The following is a 20,900-nucleotide window of genomic DNA, read 5'->3' as shown; positions in this document are numbered from 1 at the left end:
CAGCACCGGCTGATCGTCAGGGCTGTTGTCATAGATTCCTGACGATCAGCCGGAGGGTGGCGCACATGCAGGTCGGTGAGATTTCCGTAGATGCGGTGAGTGACGGAGCTTTTGTGGTGCATCCGTCGTACTTCGGGGCTGAGGTGCCGGAGGATGCGCGGCCGGAGGTCTTTGGGCGGGGCGGGTTTGCCTGGCTGCCGATCGGGTGTTTTCTGGTGCGGACCGGGGAACGGATTGTGCTGGTCGATGCCGGGCTGGGTCCTGATCAGGACGAGTTGCCGCGGGGGATGCGGCTGGTGGGCGGGCAGTTGTTCGTCGGGCTCGGGGCGTTGGGGGTCGGCGCGGGGGACATCACCGACGTCGTCATCACGCATTTCCACACCGATCACGTCGGCTGGCTGTTCGATCTCGCCGCTGAGCCGGTCTTCCCGAACGCGAAGATCTGGTACGGCGCGGCCGACTGGGACTACTTCGTCAATGGGCCCGGTGACATTCGCCCGCACATCCGGGACGGGTTCCTGAGCAACGTCGATCGCCAGCATCCGCTGACCCACGACACGACGGTTGCCCCGGGCATCGACGCGGTACTGACGCCCGGTCACACTCCCGGCCATCTCTGCGTATCGCTTGCCTCAGGCAATGAGCGGTTGTTGCTGCTGGGCGATGCGATCACCTGCCCGATCCAGTTGGCCGAACCCACGTGGCATTCCTACGGCGACGTAGATCCCACTACCGCTCAGCAGACCCGCCAATCCCTTTGGCACCAACTGAAAACCACGCCTGGAGTCGGTGCGCACTTCCCTGATCTCACGGTCGGTCGTGTGACTGCCGGTGTCGAGTGGGTTACGGACTGAGCTGACGGGTTGCGCATTGCCCTGTTCTCCGTAGTCTCGCAGGAGGGGGACTGGATCCAGGGGGGAACCAATGGTCCGAAAAATATTGCTTTTCGCTGCTGTCCTGTCACTGACAGGTACGGCGACGCTGACCGCCACTGCCGCGGTGAGCGCCAATGTCACCGTCACCGCGTCCGCAGGCGCGAGTGGGACGACGACCTTGACCTACCGGGCGACGGTGACCAGCGCGGGCGTGGTCCGGAGCGTCACGATGGCGATACCGGCGGGTTCGACCGGGCGGATCACGTCCGTGAACGGTGTCGTGAGCAACGTTTCGGCCACGGTGTTGCGGTGGACACCGAGCAAGACGATCTCGATGGCGGTCGGCGCCCGGTTCTCCATTCCGCTGTACGGGTTGCACCTGCCGAGTGGCGGACCGTGGACCCTTGGTTTCAAGGCAACTGCGACGACGGGTGCCGTCATGTCCACGGGCTACGGCACCTTGGTGCCCCTGGCAACTTATCCGCCGAACATCAGGATCACGGCGACCAATCCCATCCCGGGCCAGAAAACCACGCTGACGTACGCCGGTACGGTCGCGCGTGGCGGCGTCCTGACCGCCGTACGGATGCAGATGCCGGCCGGAGCGTCGGGCGCGGTGACGAGTGTCAACGGCACCCTGACCACTTCTGGCGGGTACGCCACCTGGACGCCCCGCTCTCCGCTCAGCATCAACGCCGGCTTTCGCTTGTCCATCCCGATCTACGGGTTGGTGCTGTCGAAGTACGGCGGCGTTCTGACCCTGGCGATGTCGGCCTCGGCCTCCGCCACCTCTCTCATGTCCGGTACTGCGACTCTCGCCCTGATCGCCCCTCCGGCGGAGATGCCCCCGGTGGCGGTCGAGGCGATGCCGGCCATCCGCGCCGGTTGCCCGTCGACCTGGCCGACCACCACGGTGGAGAACGCGCGGCCGGGGACCAACGACTGGGTCATTCCGTCCTCGATGAACGGTGCGGTGGCGGCGTACCTCACCCAAACCTCCGCCACCTGCGGAGACACCGTCGGGCTGAAGGTCTCGTCGGCCGAGCCGGTGAGCATCGTCGCGTACCGGATGGGCTACTACCAAGGCCTTGGGGCGCGCGAGATCTGGCGCCAGGACGGCGTACCGGCCGCTGTTCAGGCGGAGCCGACCACGGGTGGTACGGCGAACGGCAACGACTTGCGGATGACGTCGGCCGCGCACTGGACCACCACCACGACCATCCCGGTGAACGCGACCTGGGTGCCGGGCACCTATCTCATCAAGATCACCGGGGGCGGCGCCGCGTCGTACGCGCCGCTGACCGTGCGCGATGACAGTGGGACGAAACACAAGCTGCTGATCCAGCAGGCGACCACGACCTGGCAGGCCTACAACAAGTACGGCGGCGTGAGCTTCTACACCGGGCTGACCACCGGCTCCGGCCGCCTCACCGCCGACCGCCCGTACAACGAAGGGCAGGGGTCGGGCCAGTTCCTCACGCTGGAGCAGGGGTTGGTGTTCTGGGCCGAGTCCAAGGGGCTCGACGTGACGTATTGGACCAACGAGGACCTGGACGAGTTCGGCGGGCAACTGCCCGATCGTGCCGGGACGATCTTCCTTCCGGGCCACGACGAGTACTACTCGCTGACCATGCGGGCTGCGCTGAGCCAGGCGATCACCCGCGGAGTCAACGTGGCGAACCTGGGCGCCAACGCGGCGTACCGGCGAATCACCTTCACCAGCGACAGCCGGCGGTCCTGGGACATCGACCGGTACACGGACGGGTTCACCTCGACCACCTGGCGATACCTCGGCGATGCCTACGCGTCGCAGCCGTTGCTCGGTGCCGAGTACGAGTGCGCTGTCCTCGGCAATACGTTGACCACCGGCGACAGCTGGGTCTTCGACGGAATCGCGGGAGGAACGCAGCTGCCGGGCTTCGTTGCGGGCGAGATCGACGCCGTGGATCCGGGGCTCTACCAGCATCCAGGTCAGGTGACAGCCGCCAGCAGCGCCGGTGCCTGCCGCACGAACGGCCGGATGGTGCCGATGCACCTGACGACCTTCACAGCATCGTCAGGTGCCCGCGTGCTCAACGGCTCGACTTTCGCCTTCGGCTGCTTCCTCGTTGCCCGCTGCCCGTCGAACTGGACAGTGCCCGCGCCTTCTCCGGAGTCACAACGGGCAGTCGGCAGCATGATGGCGAACATCACCGAGTGGGTCAGCCGAGGCGTCATCGACGTGCCGCGGGACGACGTGACAGCGCTGATGCAGGCAGCCGTCCCGAAGCAGAGGATCGAACTCAGCGACGAGCCGTGAGCTCGGCCGCCCTCAGGGGCGGCCGAACCAGGTGGAGAGGGCTTGGCGGAAGGCGTCGAGGTCGAGGGGTTCGTCGATAGTGGCGGCCCAGGCGATGTGGGCGTCCGGGCGGATCAGCAGCGCGTCGGCCGGCTTGGTGTCGGTCTTCGCGGTGTGGATGTCGACGCGGTGCTGCCAGTCACGGGCTGCCTCGCGCAGAGCCGGGTTGTCGGTGAGGTCGAGCAGGATGGGCCGTGCGGTGTGCAGGAGTTCGGCGACGGTGGTCGTTCCTTGGGCGGTGTGCAGGGTGAGATCGGGCGCGAAAGTACCGGTCAACGGATGGTCGGTTTCCTGTGCCGGGTAGCGGATGTCGGTGCCGCCGAGGAGGGCGCCCAGGCGGCGGGCCGGCTGTTCGTCGGCGATCAGCTCTGCGAAGACCGCGCGAAGTGCGTCGGATGCTCGGTCCTGGCCGCGTCGCAGGGCTACCTGAGCTTCGGTGTGCAGCAAGGTCCGTGCACCGGCGAGATGACGTTCCTCGTGGTAGGTGTCGAGCAGGCCGGGTGACGCCCAGCCGTGGACGGCCGCGCCCAGCTTCCAGGCGAGGTTGACCGTGTCGAGCAGTCCGGCGTTCAGTGCGACGCCCGTCGCGGGGAACAGGTGAGCCGCGTCGCCGGCCAGCATGATTCGCCCTTCGCGGTACCGGTCGGCCTGCCTTGCCTGGAAGGTGAAGCGGGACAGTCGCAGCGGTTCGCCCAAGGGCAGGTCCATGCCCAGTACCCGGCGGATGCTGTCCTGGAGTTCGGACAGCGTCATCGGGACCTCGTCGTCCTCGACCACCTCGTGTTCCGTGGTCGAGATGAAAAGGGTGCCCGGGGCAATCGAACCGACGGCGAAGACGCCTCGCTCCGTCCGGGTGTAACCCCAGGGGATCCGGCCGGCACCGGCGACCTCGATGTCGCCGTTGGCGAGCTGGGTCACCGAGTCGGGTTTGGTGACCTGCGCGATCCGGTTGACCTCCGGGTACGTCGTACCGGAGAACGGGATGCCGGCCAGCGTACGAATCGGGCTGCGTGGGCCGTCGCATCCCACCAGATAGCGGGCCGTCACCTGGTACGGGCCGTCCGGTCCTTCGACGGCCGCGGTCACTGTCTCGTCGTCCTGGGTCACGTTGACGACCGGGTGTCCGCGGCGGATCTCGGCGCCCAGGTCGCGAGCTCGCTCGTCGAGCAGCTCCTCGAGGCGCGGCTGGGGAAGCTGGATCGCGGTCATCGGCGGATCCGTCAGCTGGGTGAGGTCCAGATGGAGGCCACCGAACGGGAAACGGGCCGGCGGATGAGCGTCGGGGCTGATCGCCTTGAGTTGCTCCAGCAGGCCGCGGTACTGCATCAGGTCCAGGATCTGCCCGCCGAGACCACTGGCCTTCTCGACCTCCCGCGGCTGTGCGTGGCGTTCGAGGACCAACGCCTGTACTCCGGCCAGCCGCAGCTCGCCGGCCAGCATCAGGCCGGAAGGGCCGGCGCCCACGATGATGACGTCGAAATCGGTCACTGATTGCTCTCCAGGATGACGAGTTGCTGAGTGGCGCGGGTCATGGCGACGTACCGGTCGACGGCTCCTTCGATGCCGTCGCCGTACGACTCGGGATCGATCAGGACGACGAGGTCGAACTCGAGTCCCTTCGACAGTTCAGGGGTGAGCGGCCGCACACGGGTTCCTGAGGTGCGGGCTTTCGTCGTACCGTCCGCGCTGATGACGCAGGCGATTCCCTCGGCGTGCTCGGTGAGCCAGGTGTCGACGATCGTGTCCAGCTCCGCGGTGGAACCGTGGCGCACGGGGACCCCGTTGCTGCGGATCGAGGTCGGCACGTTGGCGTCCGGGAGTGCGGCCCGAATGACCGGCTCGGCCTCCGCCATGACCTCTTCCGGCGTGCGGTAGTTGATGCTCAGGGAGGCCAGCTCGATCCGGTCCAGGCCGACCCGCTCGAGCCGCTCCTGCCACGACTCGGTGAAGCCGTGCCTGGCCTGGGCGCGGTCGCCGACGATGGTGAAACTCCTCGACGGGCAGCGGAGCAGCAGCATCTGCCACTCCGCGTCGGTCAGCTCCTGCGCCTCGTCCACGACGATGTGCGCGAACGGCCCGGCCAGTACGTCGGGGTCGGGGGTGGGGAGCGCTGTCACGTCGACCAGGCTGTCCCTGATGTCCTGGCCGCGCAGCATCGGTACCCAGCCCTCGTTGTCGTCATCGGCCTCGAGAATGTGGTCGATGACATCGGCCATGCGTTCGCGTTCCACCGCGGCCGCCGCCTTCTGCCGGCGCTTCCGCCGGGAGGCCTCCGGGTCGCCGAGTCGCTGCCGTGCCGCGTCCAGCAGCGGCAGGTCGGAGACCGTCCAGGCCTGCGGAGCCTCCTTGCGCTGCAGCTTCTTGACCTCGTCCGGGCTGAGTCCGGGCGCGCACATCCGCAGGTAGGCAGGGACCGACCACAGATCGCCGACCAGATCCGTCGGCTCGATCAGCGGCCAAGCCTTGCCGAAGGCATCGATCAGGTCCTCGTTCTGCTCGAGGGACCTGCGGACGAGGTCGATCGAGAGGTCCTCGTCGTCGTACGCCTCCTCGTGCTTGTCGAGCAGGATCGTGAGCAACTCGTCCCAGACCTGGTCGCGCGCCTCGTTGTGCGGAGTACTGGGGTCTGCCGATCCGAACGCCTCGGACCAGTCGGCCGGGCTGAGCCAGACGTCGGACCAGTGGGTCTCGACGGTCATTCCTTTGGTGGGCGGTTCTTCGTAGAGCTTCACGGCGGGCTCGATGGCCTTGACCAGGTCCGCGGATGACTTCAGCCGCGCCACTTCCGGGTCGGACTCCGGCTGTGCCTTGGCGCCCTCAGGGAGGAGGTCTCGCAGGGTGCAGGTCTGCACGCCTTCCTCGCCCAGGCTGGGCAGGACGTCGGAGACGTAGGCCAAGTAGGGCTGGTGCGGACCGACGAACAGTACGCCGCCTCGACGGTGGCCGAGGCGCGGATCGGAGTACAGGAGGTAGGCGGTGCGGTGCAGCGCAACTACGGTCTTGCCGGTACCAGGGCCGCCGTCGACGACGAGCGCGCCACGGGAGCCGGCGCGAATGATCGAGTCCTGGTCAGCCTGGATGGTGCCGAGCACATCGCGCATCCGCGGCGAACGGTTGCTGCCGAGACTGGCGATGAACGCCGACTGGTCGTCGAGCGCGGCATGGCCCTCGAAACCCTCGGCGGTGAAGACCTCGTCCCAGTAGTCGCTGATCCGGCCCCGGGTCCAGCGGTACCGGCGACGGCTCGCCAGGCCCATCGGATTGGCGTGCGTCGCACCGAAGAACGGCTCGGCCGCAGGCGAACGCCAGTCGATCAGGAGCCGGCGCCCGTCGCTGTCGGTCAGGCCGAGACGTCCGACGTACACGGGCTCGTTGTCGTCCGTGCTGACCATGTGCCCCAGCGTCAGGTCCAGCCCGAAGCGGCGCAGGGTTTTCAGTCGGCCAGTCAGCCGGTGGATCTCGAGGTCGCGGTCGAGCGCCTCCTGCCCGCTCCCGCCGGGCGCCTTGCGCGCCGCGTCGAGCCGCTCGGACAGGTCGGCGATGGAGCTCTCCAGGGTCTCGGCGATCCTGGCGAAATGCTTCTCGTCCCCGGCGATCAACGCCGGATCTGCCTTGCCGGCGAGGGCGCCGGACAGGTCGAACGCACTGGTGGTCAAAGGATTCACTTCAGCAGCTCCGATCGAGCAGTAACGGCCACGGCCGCCGATTCTCCGCTACCAACCGGGCCTTGCGGCAAGCCCACCCATGCGCTATAAGTTAGGAGTGGAAAGGAGTGCTTAGCTCCTCTCCGCTTTTTTTATGCCCCGGCCCGGCGGTGCGGTACGGTCCTGATTTCTCGGGGTTCCAGTGTGACCAGAGGCGGGTTGAGCAATGACCGATACGTCGGCCGAGGTTGTCTGCATCTTGTGCGGTGCCGGTGGGCCCTTCCGGCCGCGCGGCGCGAAGGACGGTTACGGCATCGAGGAGTGCCCGGGCTGTGGCCTGGTGCAACTGGTGCCGACGCCCACGCCGGAGACGCTGCGTGCGCTGTACGAGGAAGAGTCGTACTTCGGCGGCGAGGGTTCCGGCTACTCGCAGTACGAGAGCCAGGAAGAGGAATACCTGGCCACCTTCCGTGAGGACGTCCGGCGGATCGGTGAGTTCGTCTCGACCGGCCGGATCCTCGAGGTCGGCTGCGGCTACGGGTACTTCCTGAAAGCCGCCCTCGACGCCGGCTACGACGCGTACGGCGTGGACCTGTCGCCGGCGGCGGTCAAGTTCGCCGAGGAGCGCTACCCCGGCCGGGTGTTCTGCGGTTTCGTCGAAGAGATCCCCCAGATCCAGGGCGAGAAGTACGACGTCATCTTCGCCTCGCACCTGATCGAGCACGTCACCGACCCGGCCGCCTTCCTCCACACCGCACGCGAACTGCTCAACCCCGGCGGCCTCGTCGTGATGGTGACCCCCAACATCAAGAGCCTGCTGTCCCGCGTCTCAGGCTCGCGCTGGGTCTCCTTCAAGATCCCCGAACACGTCAGCTACTACGACCCGGGCACGATCACCGAACTCCTCCGCCGCACCGACTTCGAGGTCACCACAATCGACAGCGCCTACCAGTACTACGCGCTCCCGTTCGTCATGACCCGAATCCGAGAACTCCTCCACCCCGCCTCCCGCCTCATCCCACCCTTCGAACGAACCCGCCCCTTCCGCGACCGGAGAATCCGCGTAACCAGCGGCTCCATGCGAGTAATCGCCGCCCGAAAGTAGAACTGAGGGACGAAGCATCGAGGTGTGACGACTGATGGATGACCAGATAGCCGGAGAGTTTGTCACCGAGACGTTCGAGTACGACGGCGGCCGGCAGGTCACTGTGTACGTGCCTCCAGATCAGCCGGAGGCAGTCGTGTTCGCCGGTGACGGTCAGCTGATCTCGCAGTGGGGTGCGGACCTCGAGACCGCCGACGTCCCGCCGACCATGGTCGTCGGCGCGCACCACACGGACGCCAAGGACGAGATGGCGCGGATCCGGGAGTACTCACCGTCGTTCGACGAGGAACGGTTCGCGGCCCACGAGACTTTCTTCGTCGACCACGTCCGCAGCTGGGTGCGGACGCGCTTCAACGTCGCGCTACCGGCCGAACGTACCGCGGTGTGCGGCGTCTCGGCGAGTGGAGAGCTCGCGCTCGCGATGGGGCTTCGGCATCCGGGCATCTACGGCGCGATCTTCTGCGCCTCGCCCGGCGGCGGCTACCACCCGCCTGCCGTGATGCCGAGCCCCCTCCCGCGTACCTACCTTGTCGCCGGAACCCTGGAGCCGTGGTTCGCCGAAAACGCAACCCGCTGGGCGGACGCACTGCGAGATGCCGACGCGGACGTCATGATGACCGAGCGGACCGGAAACCACGGCGACCCGTTCTGGCAGGCCGAGTTCCCCCTGATGGTGGCCTGGGCGTTCGGACACTGAAGCCGGCCCTTCGACCCTGACGAAAATGGCGGGCCGGTCGCGATGCGACCGGCCCGCCTTGTGTTCGTCCCCTGGAAGTGACCACATAGTGCGCTGACCAGCGGAAACACCGATCGGGTGGCCACTCAGCAGAGTGGCGGAGGATACGAGATTCGAACTCGTGAGGGGTTGCCCCCAACACGCTTTCCAAGTCCTCGGTGGCCTGTTCAGCGCGGTCCCCGGCTGTTCGGTCCCGCTTGGCTCGGCTTCGGGTCGTCTCGCCCTGAACGTCCCCGGACGGTAGCGAACGAGACGGAAACTGAGACGGAACCAGGTAGCTTGGAGAGATGAGCACGATGCCGGGGAGCATCCCGGATCCTGAGGCTCGGGGCCGACAGCCTCAGTCGCAATGTGATCTGTGTCACACGGTTCTCATCAACAAAGCTAACGCCCGTCTGTAGGTACAAAACCGCAGGTCAGAGGCACCTTGGCCCCCTGAGCGGCTTCCGTGTTGGAGCGTTTACACGTTCTCCATCAACAAACGGGCCGGCCAGAGCGTCTAGGTTGTGATCCACATCACAACCTCAGGTCGTTGACTCGCCGGGGCAACCTGGTGGCGCGTGCTGCCGTCATACCTCGGTTCGGTCTGGGTCCGCCCAGAACGGCACATAGCGGATGCTGCGAGGTCCTGCCGACGAGTCGTACACCACGATGTACCCCGCAGCCACCGCCTCCCTCAGGAGTCGGGAGGCCAGCGCCTTGTTGTGCTCCGCGATCGCAAAACGCCGGCGGATTGACGCATTGTTCACCGCTTGACGATTCACATAGCTCAAGCATGCGTGCTGATACACAGCCCTCACCCGGTCGTCATGCTCCATGCTGGGCAGCGGTCGTGGGGCAAAGAGGATCACCTTGGTATGCATTTCCGTCACCTCTACTAGAGGTGGTGGCAATTGGTTGTACTCGATCTCAAAGAGAACCTTATCCCAACCACTGCCGCGCTCTTCGCAAATGCCCATCTGTCGCATCGCGCGAGCTAACCGCTCGTTCCTGGACTGCGGAGGGCTGTCCACGAACCGTTCTGGCTGTACCAGCGGTACGCCGGGATTCGTGATCTCAAGACGATCGTCAAACATCTCGATCATTGGCCCAGATCCATGGATTGCGAGATCCTGGTGGACGAGAGCGTTGGCGATCAGCTCTCGTAGCGCAAGGTCAGGATAAAGCGGGTGAGAGGTGCGCAGCGCCTCTGAGATCTGCTCGTTCTCTGGGAGTAGGTCAGATATATAGCGAACCAATCCTTGGAATCCTGTGGCGTAACCATGCACGCCCATTTGTTCTCGGATGGTTTCGATTCTCGAATTCTTTGCGTACTGGATCACCCTGGGCGCCTTGCGCGACAAAGAGGGAAAGTCGCTAAGATCGTTCGCAAACAGCAAGGCTCCACGGTTCGAGATCGACCAACTGGTCGCAATGTCGTGCGAGATGATGCCATCTTGCTCTAAGATCTCGACAATATGCGAGCGATTTGCGGGTAGAGGTCGACCCATCAGTTTGAAGTAGGCGGGGTAGTCAATAAGTTGAACGACATCTTCATCCGACAAATTGTCGAGGACAGGGATGTTCTCAATCTCCTCAGCATCAAGTAGGCGCCAGAGACGTCTTTCATGATCGGGGTGTTCTTTGAGTGTCTTCTTGTAGGACCCAATCCGGACGTGCGCCTTCCCGGAAAACATCACTGGACGGGTGGTCGCTGCCGCGACCTCTAGAAGCACTACGGGCTGACCACGATGGTTGAAGCTGTGGAAGCTAAAATGGATCTGCGGATCGCAGCCGCGCACCAGCCATGGGATCAGATCTTCGTTCCCGATCTTCCGCGAATCCGGATCAAATTGGGTTCCAACGACGTCGTGTTCATCGTCGGTCACCCCCCACATCATGTAGCCGCGCGGGCGGCCTTCTAGGGCCGCTGAGTTCGAAAGGGCGGAAATGTACTCGCCGATCTCCTTCGGGTCCGCGTTGTCCACCTTGAATTCGACCCAAGTCGTCTCCTTGCTCAGGGCGATCAGGCGATCGGCCAGTGAGGAGAGATCTAGGCCTCCGAAATTCGGTGTCATAGGCCTGATCATGCCGGAAGACGTGTCGAGGCGTCGCCTCGGATCCCGCAGTGGGTCGTGCGGTATAGCAAGGGGCTCATGCTGTAAGGCTCCTCTGAAAAAGCGCGCCGCTCATCCGGCCGGGGATGTTGCAGGTTCGGACATGCGAGAATCCACGGTCGATGTAGTACTTGTGAAGCTTGGTGTTTGTGCTCCAGCAGTTGAGTCGAACCCACTGTTTCCCTTCCTTCCGTGCTTGGTCCACGACCGCTTCTAGCAGGGTGGAGCCGTAGTTCCTGCCGTGTTCTACGACGAAAAACCGGCTGATGTATGTCTGCGGCTGTGCGAGCTCTTCGGCCGTCCAGAAGTCGGGTTCTGGATCGATGAGCGCCATCATGGCAACTATCCGGCCGGCGACCTCCCAGCCGACGAAGGGGTATTTGTCGAAGTCGTGGTCGATGTTGGCGTGGACCTGGGCCATGTCGAGGCCGCCCCGGTATTGGTCGGTGCCTTTGGTGGCAAGCCACTCTCCGGCCTCGTCGCGGACCTGGTGGACGAGCTGGCGGTGGGACTCGTCGAGGGTGATCAGCATCAGTCGTCCGTGTTCAGGTCGTAGGAGACTTCGACCCGGTCGGCGGCCATACGGGTGACCATGTAGCGGACTGGGCGTTTTTCGGCGTCGTAGCCGACGCGGGTGTGGATAAGTAGCGGCGTACCGGGCGCCATCATCAGACGCTGGGCCTCTTCGGCGCCGGGCATGCGCGCGGTGAGGGTGTCGTGCCAGCGGACTTGCTTGTGGCCGGTCGCAGCGAGCAGGCCGCCTGGAACGCCCAGGTCACTGGGATTCCAGAACAGGTCGTTCCCATCGGTGACGAACGGCGGAAAGTACGAATCGCTGAGCTGGTGGGGTTCATCGTTGACCCAGCGGAGGCGATTGCGGGCCTGAATTGGCGTACCTACAGGGATCTTGAGCGCCTCGGCCACATCGGCCGGCGCCTGGATCGAGAGGATCTGAAGGTCGTTCTTGGGGATGCCGCCTTGAGCTTTGATGGTGTTGGCCCAGGCATCGCCGTCGTTGTTGTGGGCCTTCTCCCACTCGGCCATCTTCCATTCCCACCGGTGGATCTGCCGTACGCGGCGGGTCCGGCCTTGGCTGCTGGTGATCAGTCCTTCGGCTTCCAGAGCGGCCAGCGCGGCGCGGATCGTGTTGCGGCTCGCGCCGTAGCGCTCGACCAGCTCGGCCTCGCTGGGCAGAGCCGAGCCCGGCTCACCGAGTGAGTCGCGAATCAGGCGCGCCACTCGCTCTTGCAACGTCTCCGGCATCCCAGGTTCCTCTCGGTTGGTGCTTGACAAGCTTATGCGGCTTGTTCCAACATGTCACTTAAGCAACTTGTTCCAACAAGCCACACAGGCAGACCAAGACCCATAGGCACCAAATAGCGACGCCCCGGCGGTGGCACCCGCCGAGGCGTCTGGGTCGCGCCCGTCCCATTACGAACAGGAGCACAACCCGTGAGCATCATCTCCCTTCCGGCAGTCAGCAGCGAGGACCCGAGCCCGGCTGACTTGGTCGCGATTGAGCGTGAGTGGCCACTGATCGCGGCCGAATTGGACCTCTTGGACGCCGAGATCTCCTACATCAACGCGGGTCCCGCCGCCTCGGCGCTTGATCGGCGCCGAGTCCGCCGAGCGCAACGCCGGGTGCTGGAGACAGGGCGAGAGTTGGCCGGCCGCGAGCATGAGTCGGAGGACGTGGCATGACTGGCATCGATCCCATCTCCGAAGCGCTGCAAGAACTGAAGGCTGCCGAAGACGCGTTGTCTGTGGACAGTGAGCTGTACCGGCTCCGTCGTGCGCAGGTCCTCGCGACGCTGGCTCAGGTACAGCCGGTCGACGGTGGCGAGCTGGCTATGGCGTGGCGGATCCACGACGCGGCGGCCGGATCGATCGGGAAGGCCGACACCAAGGCCGGTTTCGTCGCCACCTTGAACACCGCCCTCCTGGCCGGTGTCCTGACACTCGCCCACCTAGACCAGCTCAACACCGTAAGCCGCGCACTGGTGTCGATCGGCATCTTCCTGATGGTTGCTGCGGTGCTGTTCGCTGTCGCGGTGGTGCTGCCGATCCTGCGGGCCCGCCACACCAAGCACAGCAGCGGCAACGTGCTGTACTTCGGCACCGTCCGCCACCACTCCCCGGACGGGCTGGCTGACCGGCTCGGCAGCGAGAACGCCGTTCGCGAGGTGTGTGCTCAGGCGGTGGTCTTGAGCCGATTGAGCTGGATCAAGCATCGCCTGTTGCAGCTCTCCCTGATCGCGACCATCGCCGGCACCAACCTGGTCGGCTGGACCCTGCTGCTGACCGGTGCCGCGCGATGAACCGCCACCGCCTGACCGGTCTGGGAGAGGTCTGGACCGAGCGTCTCGGCCTGGAGGCTCCCGCCGCGATCCCGGCCGAGCTGGAAGCCCGGCTCGCCAACTTGGTCACCGTCGTGACCGCTGACGTTCCCCTGGCTGGTTCGGCTGACGCTGCCGTCGCCTACGGCGACCTGTGGGCACTGACTGGCTTCCTCGCCGACGCGCAACGCGTCCTGCAGGGCAAGGAGATTCACGCATGAGCATCCCGCTTCGCACCACCTACCCGGTCCCGGTAGAGGAACTGATCCCAGCCGCCCGCAAGCTCGCCGCCAAGACCGGTGGCATCCCGTCGCAGAACCGACTGATGAAGCACTTCCGGATCGGCAAGGACAAGGCCAGGGCGGTACGGCTGGCGCTGATCGAGGAAGACGCTGCGGCCACCGGGACGCACCTTCACACCGTGCCGGACCCGGCCGAGACGGCACCCGAGACCGTGGCCGAGCCGACCGACGATGAGATGCCCCGCGCGGTGGCGGGGGAGGCATCTCCGCAGGTCACAGCACCTGTAGACCCGGTGATGGTTGCCGAATCCACCCCATCCGAGGCGGTCCCCGCGGCTTCCCTCCCGGAGGCTCCGAGCGAGCCCACCCAGACGGTACGGCCGGTGCGGTCGTGGCCGGTGCTGCTGCTGGCGCTGCCCGCGTTCGTCGCGGTCTGGTCCGGCTGGGTCGGACTCGGAACCCTGACCGGTTTCGGGGTCGTCCACCCGCTGCCCGGTATCGCGGACGACTTCACCATCAACTCCGCCATCACCCTCCCCATCGGCGTCGAGACCTACGCCGCGTTCGCCCTGCGGGTCTGGCTGTCCGGGCAGGTCCCGGCATCGGCTCGCCGGTTCGCCAAGTGGTCCGCCCTGGCATCGCTGGTCCTCGGTGCGCTCGGTCAGGTGGCCTATCACCTGCTGGAGGCATCCGGAGTCACTCAGGCGCCATGGCAGATCACCACTGTTGTGGCCTGCCTGCCCGTCGCCGTCCTGGGCATGGGTGCCGCGCTGGCGCACTTAGTCCACGCCGGCCCCCAAGCGGTCCGCCCACCGAGCCGGTTCCGCCGGCTCCGCACCCGCCTGTTCAAGAACGGGGAGAAGTAGCCATGACAGAGCCTCTGAACGACGCCGTGCCCGAGCCGATCGACCTGGACGCACACCGCGCCCGCCGCGACGACACCACCCAGCCGGACAGTGACTCGGCCGGCATGGCGGTGCCGCTATCGGCCGGTGAGGTCGAGCGGATGGACACCGCCTATGAAGTCGCCCTGGATGACGAGACCGACACCGACCCCGGAGCGGGCAAGGTCCTGATCCCGGTGGACACACCCCGCGCCGCGCCGGTGGCGGTAGCGGTCGGGGAGCGGCTGCCGATCATCCCGGTTCACCTGCGCCCGGAGAACCTGCGGGCCACCGTCCACCGCGCACTGATGCGGTCGGGGCACGTCGCCGCGTTCCATGCGGTCCGGTCGCCTTGGTACGGGTGCAAGCTCGGTTGGTTCGCCGGTCGCGGGTTCGCCCGCGTGCTGCGGAATCAGTTGCGGTGGTGGTGGGTGCCGAACTCGTTTGCCCTTGAGCAGAAGGCCGCTGACGGCAACGAGCTGAAGGAGTGGGAGAAGATCCACCGCGAGCTGAAGCGAACCCGCCTGTGGCGTGGCTTCGTTCTCGCGGCTCAGAACCTGGGCCTGGCCATCAGTGCCCCGATCGCCCTGAACGCGGCTCCGACCGCCGCTGTAGCGGCTGCCGGTGCCGGTCTGGTGGCTGCTGCCGCGCACTACGGCCGCCCGGCCGGTCAGACGCTGGTGGGTACTGCGGTGGTCGCGCCCCGGTTCCGGAAGCTGAACTCTGACATCGTGCTGCGGGCCTACTACGCGGCCGGACTCGGCAAGCCGGACAAGGCCGATCAGGAGGTTCGGTTCGGGTCGCAGATGTCCAGGGATGCCCGCAACACCGGTTCTCAGGTGCTGGTGGATCTCCCGTACGGCAAGGGCTGGACCGACGTGGCGAACTGCCGGGAGAAGATCGCCTCAGGTCTGGACGTGCACGTGAATCAGGTGTTCCTGACCCCGGACAAGACCTCTAGCCGCCGGCACACGTTGTTCGTGGCCGACCGTGACCCGCTCGCGGTGCCGGTGGGCCGTACGTCGTTGCTGGACTGCAAGCGCCGCTCGATCTGGAAGGCGTTCGTGATCGGCCGCGACGAGCGGGACTCGCCGGTCAAGCTGTCGCTGATGTGGAACTCCCTGCTGGTCGGAGCCCAACCCCGCAAGGGAAAGACGTACTTCGCTCGCCTGCTGGCCCTGTACGCCGCGCTGGACCCGAACGTGCGCCTGATCGTGGTCGACGGGAAGAACTCGCCGGACTGGCTGGCGTTCAAGAAGGTTGCCCACCGCATCGTTTTCGGTACCCACCCCAACCCCAACACCGACGACCCGATCGAGACGTTCCGCGCGATCTTGGACGAGATCCTCGCCCACATCGACCGTGTCAACAGCATCCTGACCACGCTGCCGGTGGAGCTGTGCCCCGAAGGCAAGCTCACCGAGGAACTCCACAACGACCCCCGCTACCCGGACCTTCACGTGCTGGTGTTGGTGATGGAGGAGTTTCAGGTCTACTTCGAGACCGAGGACCAGAACGTCAACAAGGAGATTGCCGCCAAGCTGTCCCGGATTCAGGCGGTCGGCCCGAGCGCGGGTGTGATCATCGAGTCGAGTTCGCAGAAGCCGTCCGGGGTCGGCGCGGGCGACGTGGCGCGGTTGTTCAACCGGTACAGGGATAACCACACGCTGCGGTTCGCGCTGAAGTGCGGCAACCGGGTCGTGTCCGAGGCGATCTTGGGCGGCGACGCCTACCAAGAAGGATTCGACGCAGCCACCCTGCCGGTCGGTGACGAGTACCGAGGCGTCGGCTACCTGTACGGCGCATCCGACGCGACACCGACCGTGCGGACCGAGCTGGCCGACGCCACCGACGCAGACAAGATCCTCACCGCAGCGAGAGTGCTGCGAGAACGGCTCGGGCTGCTGTCCGGCATGGCCGCCGGCGAAGAGATGCAGCGCGGCTCGCGCGACGTGCTGGCCGACATCTTGACCGTGATGGGCGCCGACACCGCCGCGCACTGGGACACGATCGCCGGTCGGTTGGCCGACCAGATGCCTGAGCAGTACGACGGCACCACACCGGACGCAATCAGTGCTCAGGCGCGCGGGCTGAACGTGTCCAGCGTGAACGTCAAGCGCGACGGCGCGACCCGCAAGGGTGCCAAGGCCGATGACATCCGCGCCGCCATCGCCCGCCGCAACACCTAACCCGTGATCAACAGAGAGTAACCAACTCAGCAGGGGTGCGGGACGAGTTGAAGTAGCGGCCTGGCCGCTACCGGTAGCGGCAACGCTACCCGTCCCGCTACCCCGCAACCCTTCCACCACCTGGCCGTTCGTTCCCGCGTAGCGGGTAGCGGCCACGGCTCCTCACGCCCAAAAACAGCCCTTCGGAGGCATTCCATGCTCACCGCAGCCGCTACCCCCTACCCACTCACCGCTACCCACAGTAGCGAGCTGGCCGCTACCCTCACCACCACCGCCCACACCGCTGGACAGGTCGCCACGGTGGCGCTCATCGTCACCGTCTGCATCGCCTTCTACCTGCTCACCTGTGCTGTCTGGCCGTTCGGGAAGTGCCGCCGCTGCAAAGGCGCCGGCAAGTTCAAATCGCCGTTCGGCAGCTCCTACCGCCACTGCGGGAAGTGCGAGGGCTCCGGCCTGCGAGTCCGGTTCGGCAGGAAGGTCATCTCCTACTACCGGCGCACCCACACCGCCGGCACCAACTCCACCAGCAAGGGCGCTCGCAAGTGAGCGGCCACGGACTGCACCTGGTGTCGCTGTGCGCCGGGATCGGCGGCATCGACCTCGGGTTCCACCGCGCCGGCATCCCCACTCTCGCCGCCGTGGAGATCGACCCGGCCGCTCGCGGGGTCCTGGCTGACCGGTTCCCCCGCACTGTCCTGTTCGAAGACCTGACGAAGGTGACCGCTGATGACCTCAGAGCAGTTGGAGTTGTTCCCGAACGAACCGTCGTCGCGGCCGGGTGGCCTTGCCAGGGGAACTCATCTCGGGGCCGTCGTGGCGGGCTGGGTGACTCACGCTCGGGCTTGTGGGTGCACGTCGCGCGATTGCTGGCGGAACTTCATCCCCGTTGGTTCGTCGGCGAGAACGTCCCTGGCCTTCTCTCGGTCAACGACGGGCACGACTTCGGTGCCGTCCTCGGGGACCTGGCCCAGCTCGGGATGGACAGCGCCTGGCGGGTCCTGGACGCTCGCGGTTTCGGAGTACCCCACCGACGCCGCCGACTCGTCCTTGTCGGACATTCTGGAGACCGGACCGCACCTGTCCAAGTACTCCTTGAACCCGACCGTGTGCCGGGGAATGCTCACCCGCACCGCACGGCGACGCCGCAACCTCCCACCACCGCTACGGCAGGCGTTGGAGCAGACCGCAGCCAGCGAGCCGATCGAAGCAGCAGCATGAGCGGGCATTGGGCGCCGGCGGCTGCCTACTCGCTCGTGAGCCACGGCGGCAACGACAAACAGGACCCGTCGATGGTGACCTACGTCGTCCAGCCCGACACCGGCCCGCGCCGCCTCACCCCGCTGGAATGCGAACGGCTGCAGGGGTTCCCGGACCGTTGGACCACCACATCCCACGGCGTCCCGCAGTCCGATCGGGACCGCTACGCCCAGCTCGGCAACTCCGTTCCGGTGCCGGTGTTCGAGTGGGTGGCCCGCCGGATCGTGTCCGTCGATCCAATCGGGGCAGCGGCATGACCGGGCGGCTGATGGACAAGGCGAGCCTGCACCCGGCACGGGCGCGCTGGGTCGAGCTGTGGAACGGCAAACAGGCCCTCGGCTGGGACCACCACGGCACACCGGTGTTCAAGTTCAAGTGGGCACCCGCAGGGCTCGCGACCCGCCGCCAGCTCCGCGCCATGCGCATGTGTCCGGGCGGACAGGAACCCTATGCCCTGCTGGTGTGGCGCAACGGGCAGCGCTGGGCCTGGCTCTACCGGCTCGACCTCGCCCGCCCGTCGCGGGTGCCGTCACCGGCCCAGCTCAACGCGCTCGACAAGGCCATGGAAGCCCGCCGCCGCTGCCGCCTGTGCGGGCAGGTAGCCGACTACTGCATCCCGACCAGTGATGGGCGCTGTGTCGAGTGCATGACCGGCGACTACCGCAACACCACCCCCAACACCTACGCCGCCTGAACCCACTCGAGGGGAGAACCCACCGATGAACGAGATCCTGACACCCGCACTCGCCGCCGCCGGCCGTGGCTGGCCGGTATTCATGCTCGGCCGGTCCAAGCGGCCTGTAGCCAACTGCCACGACTGCCGCACCGCCACCGACCACGACCCCGCAATCTGCGGACACCTGACCTGCCACGGCTTCTACGCCGCCACCACCGACCCGGCCCGCGTCGCCGCAATGGTCGCTGCTGTCCCGCGCGGCCAGCTCGCCGTACGCACTGGTGCGGTGTCCGGGCTCCTGGTGGTCGACGTTGACCCGGCCCACGGCGGAAGGACCAGCCTGCTCGACCTCCAGTTCCGGCGACTGGTGCCGCGCACGCTGTGGGTCCGCACCGGGTCGTGGGGACTGCACCTGTACTACCGCCACCCCGGCCAGCACATGCCGTCGCGGCCGATGCCGGGCCTCGCGGGGATCGATATCAAGGCCGATGGGGGCTACGTGGTCCTTCCGCCGTCTGTGCATCACCGCACCGGGCGCCCGTACGCGTGGGGAGACGGCGCGGCTACAGCGGTGGAGGAGATGCCCCGCCCTCTGATCGCTGCGTGCTTGCCACCTGTGCCGGCCGAATCGTCCACCCCGCCAACCAGCCCAGCCACGACACAACCAGGCGGGGGCATCTCCCACCCGGACAAGCTCCTAGACGCCCACCTGGACGCCGTACGGCACGCCCCCAAAGGCCGGCGCCGCACCACCTTGTACGGCGCCGCACGTGGTGTTGCGCGGATGGTCGCGGCCGGAGTCATCGACCAAGCCGCCGCCGTCACCGCACTGACCTACGTGGGACACCAAGCCGCCCAAACCGACCGGGACATCAGAGCCGCCATCGCCGGCGGTTTCCGTGACGAAGGGATCGCCGCATGACCGAGCACGACCACGACCAGGGCGACGCCATTGACGGCGCCGAGCTGCTGGACGCCGTCCGGGCCACAGTCGCGCGCTACGTCATCTTGCCCAGCACATCGGCAATGGTCGCCGTGGTGTTGTGGATCGCTGCCACGCATGCCGTTCCGGCGTGGAACTGTGCGCCCCGGTTGGTGATCCGGGCGCCTGAGAAGCGGTGCGGGAAGTCGCGGCTGCTGGACATGGTCGAGGGCATGTGTCACCGGCCGCTGATGACCACCAACGCCAGCCCGTCAGCGGTCTACCGATCCATCGGCAAACGGCCGTCCGATCCACCGACGCTGCTGATCGATGAGGCCGACACGATCTTTGGCGCCAAGGCAGGCGACAACGAAGACCTACGCGGACTGCTCAACGCCGGACACCAACGCAACCGCCCGACCTTGCGTTACAACGCAGGCAAGGACGACGTAGAGGACATTCAGACGTTCGCCATGGCCGCGCTTGCGGGCATCGGCGTCATGCCGGACACCATTGAGGACCGAGCGGCGATCATCCGCATGCGTCGCCGCGCCCCAGGTGAGCAGGTCGAGCCCTACCGGATCCGTCGCGATGGTCCGCAGCTAGGCGAGCTGCGGCAACGGCTCAATGAGTGGCTGACCGCGCACCTGGACGTGCTCACCGCCGCCGCACCGGACATGCCCTTGGAAGACCGCGCCGCCGACACCTGGGAGCCGCTGATAGCCGTTGCAGACCTCGCCGGCGGCAACTGGCCACGCGCCGCCCGTAAAGCCGCTGTAGCGCTCACCAGCGACCGCGACGCGGGCGACGAAACGTCACTGCACACCCGGCTCCTCACTGACTGTCGCATCGCCTTCCAAGACGCCGACGCGCTGCCCACGGCCGTACTGCTCGACCGGCTCAAGGCCGACCCGGAAGCGCCGTGGGCAACCCACGGACCGAACGGGCTGACCCCGATGAAGATGGGCAACCTGCTCCGCGATTTCGAGATCCGCAGCGACACGATCAGGTTCCCCACCGGCCAAGCCAAGGGCTACCACCGCAACGATTTCACCGACGCATGGAACAGGTACTGCCCCGAGCCGAAAGCCTCCGGTGGGGAAGCCGTACCAGCCGTACCAGCCGTAACTTCCCAGGTCAGCCCCGAGGAGGCTTCCCCCACTGGTACGGCTCAAGCCGTACCAACGAACCAAGCCTCCTTGACCCTGACCTGCGAAAACGAGGCTGGTACGGCTGGTACGGCTTGGGGACCCAGAGCCGTTCCGACCCTTGCCGACGATGCCGGCACGCCGACTCACTCCAGGGCGAGCGCATGACGGCGCTCGATCGCACTACCCGCCGCACATTCAGCACGGAGCAGGGGAGTTCAGAGCGAATGTCAACGACAGAAGCGATTGTGGCTAACAAGTTGCTGCTCACGGTCGAGGAAGCCGCCAAGCGACTCGGAATTGGGCGAACGACCTGCTACGGGCTCGTGATGTCCGGCGAGATCGAGTCCGTGCCGGTTGGCCGTTTGCGTCGTGTCCCGGTCGAGTGCCTGGACGACTACGTAAAGCGCCTCTTGGAACTGACCCGCGCAAACGCCAGCGCTGCTTAAGGA

Annotated in this window: 20 protein-coding genes and 1 pseudogene; 16 read left to right on the top strand and 5 right to left on the bottom strand. The window is 66.4% G+C overall.

What is annotated here, in order from left to right:
* The first annotated feature begins 95 nt into the window (after nt 1-95).
* Together AB0F51_RS08040 and AB0F51_RS08035 are read left to right on the top strand one after the other, a co-directional pair.
* Nucleotides 96-854, top strand: a complete 759-nt coding sequence (locus tag AB0F51_RS08040; protein ID WP_360275807.1) for an MBL fold metallo-hydrolase — start codon at nt 96-98, stop codon at nt 852-854.
* 70 nt (nt 855-924) lie between these two features.
* Nucleotides 925-3,174 (top strand): N,N-dimethylformamidase beta subunit family domain-containing protein, encoded by a 2,250-nt coding sequence (locus AB0F51_RS08035; RefSeq protein ID WP_360275804.1) that lies wholly within the window; start codon nt 925-927, stop codon nt 3,172-3,174.
* Nucleotides 3,175-3,186: 12 nt separating this feature from the next.
* On the opposite strand, the gene AB0F51_RS08030 is transcribed toward AB0F51_RS08035, so the two are convergent.
* Both AB0F51_RS08030 and helR read right to left on the bottom strand, forming a co-directional pair.
* Nucleotides 3,187-4,701, bottom strand: a complete 1,515-nt coding sequence (locus AB0F51_RS08030) for an FAD-dependent monooxygenase (RefSeq protein ID WP_360275801.1) — start codon at nt 4,699-4,701, stop codon at nt 3,187-3,189.
* Nucleotides 4,698-6,878 (bottom strand): RNA polymerase recycling motor ATPase HelR, encoded by a 2,181-nt coding sequence (gene helR / locus AB0F51_RS08025; protein WP_360275799.1) that lies wholly within the window; start codon nt 6,876-6,878, stop codon nt 4,698-4,700. Before helR ends, AB0F51_RS08030 begins: the two co-directional genes overlap by 4 nt.
* Nucleotides 6,879-7,083: 205 nt before the next feature.
* Here helR and AB0F51_RS08020 point away from each other — a divergent pair, with 205 nt between their 5' ends.
* Both AB0F51_RS08020 and AB0F51_RS08015 read left to right on the top strand, forming a co-directional pair.
* Nucleotides 7,084-7,962 (top strand): class I SAM-dependent methyltransferase, encoded by an 879-nt coding sequence (locus AB0F51_RS08020; RefSeq protein ID WP_360275797.1) that lies wholly within the window; start codon nt 7,084-7,086, stop codon nt 7,960-7,962.
* Nucleotides 7,963-7,996: 34 nt separating this feature from the next.
* Complete coding sequence (locus AB0F51_RS08015; protein ID WP_360275794.1) at nt 7,997-8,659, top strand: alpha/beta hydrolase-fold protein; 663 nt, start codon at nt 7,997-7,999, stop codon at nt 8,657-8,659.
* Nucleotides 8,660-9,267: 608 nt separating this feature from the next.
* Here AB0F51_RS08015 and AB0F51_RS08010 read toward each other — a convergent pair.
* The 3 genes from AB0F51_RS08010 to AB0F51_RS08000 form a co-directional block, all read right to left on the bottom strand.
* The gene (locus AB0F51_RS08010) at nt 9,268-10,755 is read right to left on the bottom strand and encodes an ATP-binding protein (protein ID WP_360275792.1); all 1,488 of its coding nucleotides are present in this window, start codon (nt 10,753-10,755) and stop codon (nt 9,268-9,270) included.
* A gap of 76 nt (nt 10,756-10,831) precedes the next feature.
* Nucleotides 10,832-11,326: a GNAT family N-acetyltransferase gene (locus AB0F51_RS08005; protein WP_360275790.1), complete on the bottom strand. Its 495-nt coding sequence runs from the start codon at nt 11,324-11,326 to the stop codon at nt 10,832-10,834.
* Entirely contained in the window at nt 11,326-12,057 is a 732-nt protein-coding gene (locus tag AB0F51_RS08000) for a GntR family transcriptional regulator (protein WP_360275788.1), read from the bottom strand. Before AB0F51_RS08000 ends, AB0F51_RS08005 begins: the two co-directional genes overlap by 1 nt.
* 189 nt (nt 12,058-12,246) lie before the next feature.
* On the opposite strand from AB0F51_RS08000, the gene AB0F51_RS07995 reads away from it, so the two are divergent.
* From AB0F51_RS07995 to AB0F51_RS07940, 12 genes and pseudogenes are all read left to right on the top strand, one after another.
* Nucleotides 12,247-12,495, top strand: a complete 249-nt coding sequence (locus tag AB0F51_RS07995) for a DUF6284 family protein (RefSeq protein ID WP_360275786.1) — start codon at nt 12,247-12,249, stop codon at nt 12,493-12,495.
* Nucleotides 12,492-13,112 carry a Pycsar system effector family protein gene (locus AB0F51_RS07990; protein WP_360275783.1) on the top strand — a complete coding sequence of 207 codons (621 nt, stop codon included), beginning with the start codon at nt 12,492-12,494 and terminating at the stop codon, nt 13,110-13,112. The genes AB0F51_RS07995 and AB0F51_RS07990 overlap by 4 nt, the downstream gene beginning before the upstream one ends.
* Entirely contained in the window at nt 13,109-13,351 is a 243-nt protein-coding gene (locus tag AB0F51_RS07985; RefSeq protein ID WP_360275780.1) for a hypothetical protein, read from the top strand. Before AB0F51_RS07990 ends, AB0F51_RS07985 begins: the two co-directional genes overlap by 4 nt.
* The gene (locus AB0F51_RS07980; protein WP_360275777.1) at nt 13,348-14,238 is read left to right on the top strand and encodes an ABC transporter permease; all 891 of its coding nucleotides are present in this window, start codon (nt 13,348-13,350) and stop codon (nt 14,236-14,238) included. The genes AB0F51_RS07985 and AB0F51_RS07980 overlap by 4 nt, the downstream gene beginning before the upstream one ends.
* Before the next feature lie 2 nt (nt 14,239-14,240).
* Nucleotides 14,241-16,445 carry a cell division protein FtsK gene (locus tag AB0F51_RS07975; protein WP_360275775.1) on the top strand — a complete coding sequence of 735 codons (2,205 nt, stop codon included), beginning with the start codon at nt 14,241-14,243 and terminating at the stop codon, nt 16,443-16,445.
* Between the two features lie 195 nt (nt 16,446-16,640).
* The gene (locus tag AB0F51_RS07970) at nt 16,641-16,991 is read left to right on the top strand and encodes a hypothetical protein (RefSeq protein ID WP_360275772.1); all 351 of its coding nucleotides are present in this window, start codon (nt 16,641-16,643) and stop codon (nt 16,989-16,991) included.
* Nucleotides 16,883-17,464, top strand: a pseudogene (dcm, locus tag AB0F51_RS07965) (DNA (cytosine-5-)-methyltransferase); the annotation flags it as partial. The gene AB0F51_RS07970 and the pseudogene dcm, both read left to right, overlap by 109 nt.
* Before the next feature lie 195 nt (nt 17,465-17,659).
* Nucleotides 17,660-17,959 (top strand): DNA cytosine methyltransferase, encoded by a 300-nt coding sequence (locus tag AB0F51_RS07960; protein ID WP_360277249.1) that lies wholly within the window; start codon nt 17,660-17,662, stop codon nt 17,957-17,959.
* On the top strand, nt 17,956-18,396 hold the full coding sequence (locus AB0F51_RS07955; RefSeq protein ID WP_360275770.1) for an RRQRL motif-containing zinc-binding protein: 441 nt from the start codon (nt 17,956-17,958) through the stop codon (nt 18,394-18,396). The genes AB0F51_RS07960 and AB0F51_RS07955 overlap by 4 nt, the downstream gene beginning before the upstream one ends.
* A 25-nt stretch (nt 18,397-18,421) precedes the next feature.
* The gene (locus tag AB0F51_RS07950) at nt 18,422-19,300 is read left to right on the top strand and encodes a bifunctional DNA primase/polymerase (protein ID WP_360275767.1); all 879 of its coding nucleotides are present in this window, start codon (nt 18,422-18,424) and stop codon (nt 19,298-19,300) included.
* Nucleotides 19,297-20,616: a DUF3631 domain-containing protein gene (locus AB0F51_RS07945; RefSeq protein ID WP_360275765.1), complete on the top strand. Its 1,320-nt coding sequence runs from the start codon at nt 19,297-19,299 to the stop codon at nt 20,614-20,616. The genes AB0F51_RS07950 and AB0F51_RS07945 overlap by 4 nt, the downstream gene beginning before the upstream one ends.
* On the top strand, nt 20,613-20,897 hold the full coding sequence (locus AB0F51_RS07940; protein ID WP_360275762.1) for a helix-turn-helix domain-containing protein: 285 nt from the start codon (nt 20,613-20,615) through the stop codon (nt 20,895-20,897). The genes AB0F51_RS07945 and AB0F51_RS07940 overlap by 4 nt, the downstream gene beginning before the upstream one ends.
* The last annotated feature ends 3 nt before the right edge of the window (nt 20,898-20,900 follow it).

This window comes from Kribbella sp. NPDC023855 (assembly GCF_040639475.1).
In the GTDB taxonomy this organism is placed as follows: Bacteria; Actinomycetota; Actinomycetes; order Propionibacteriales; family Kribbellaceae; genus Kribbella.
This window is presented reverse-complemented; position numbering and strand designations above follow the sequence as displayed.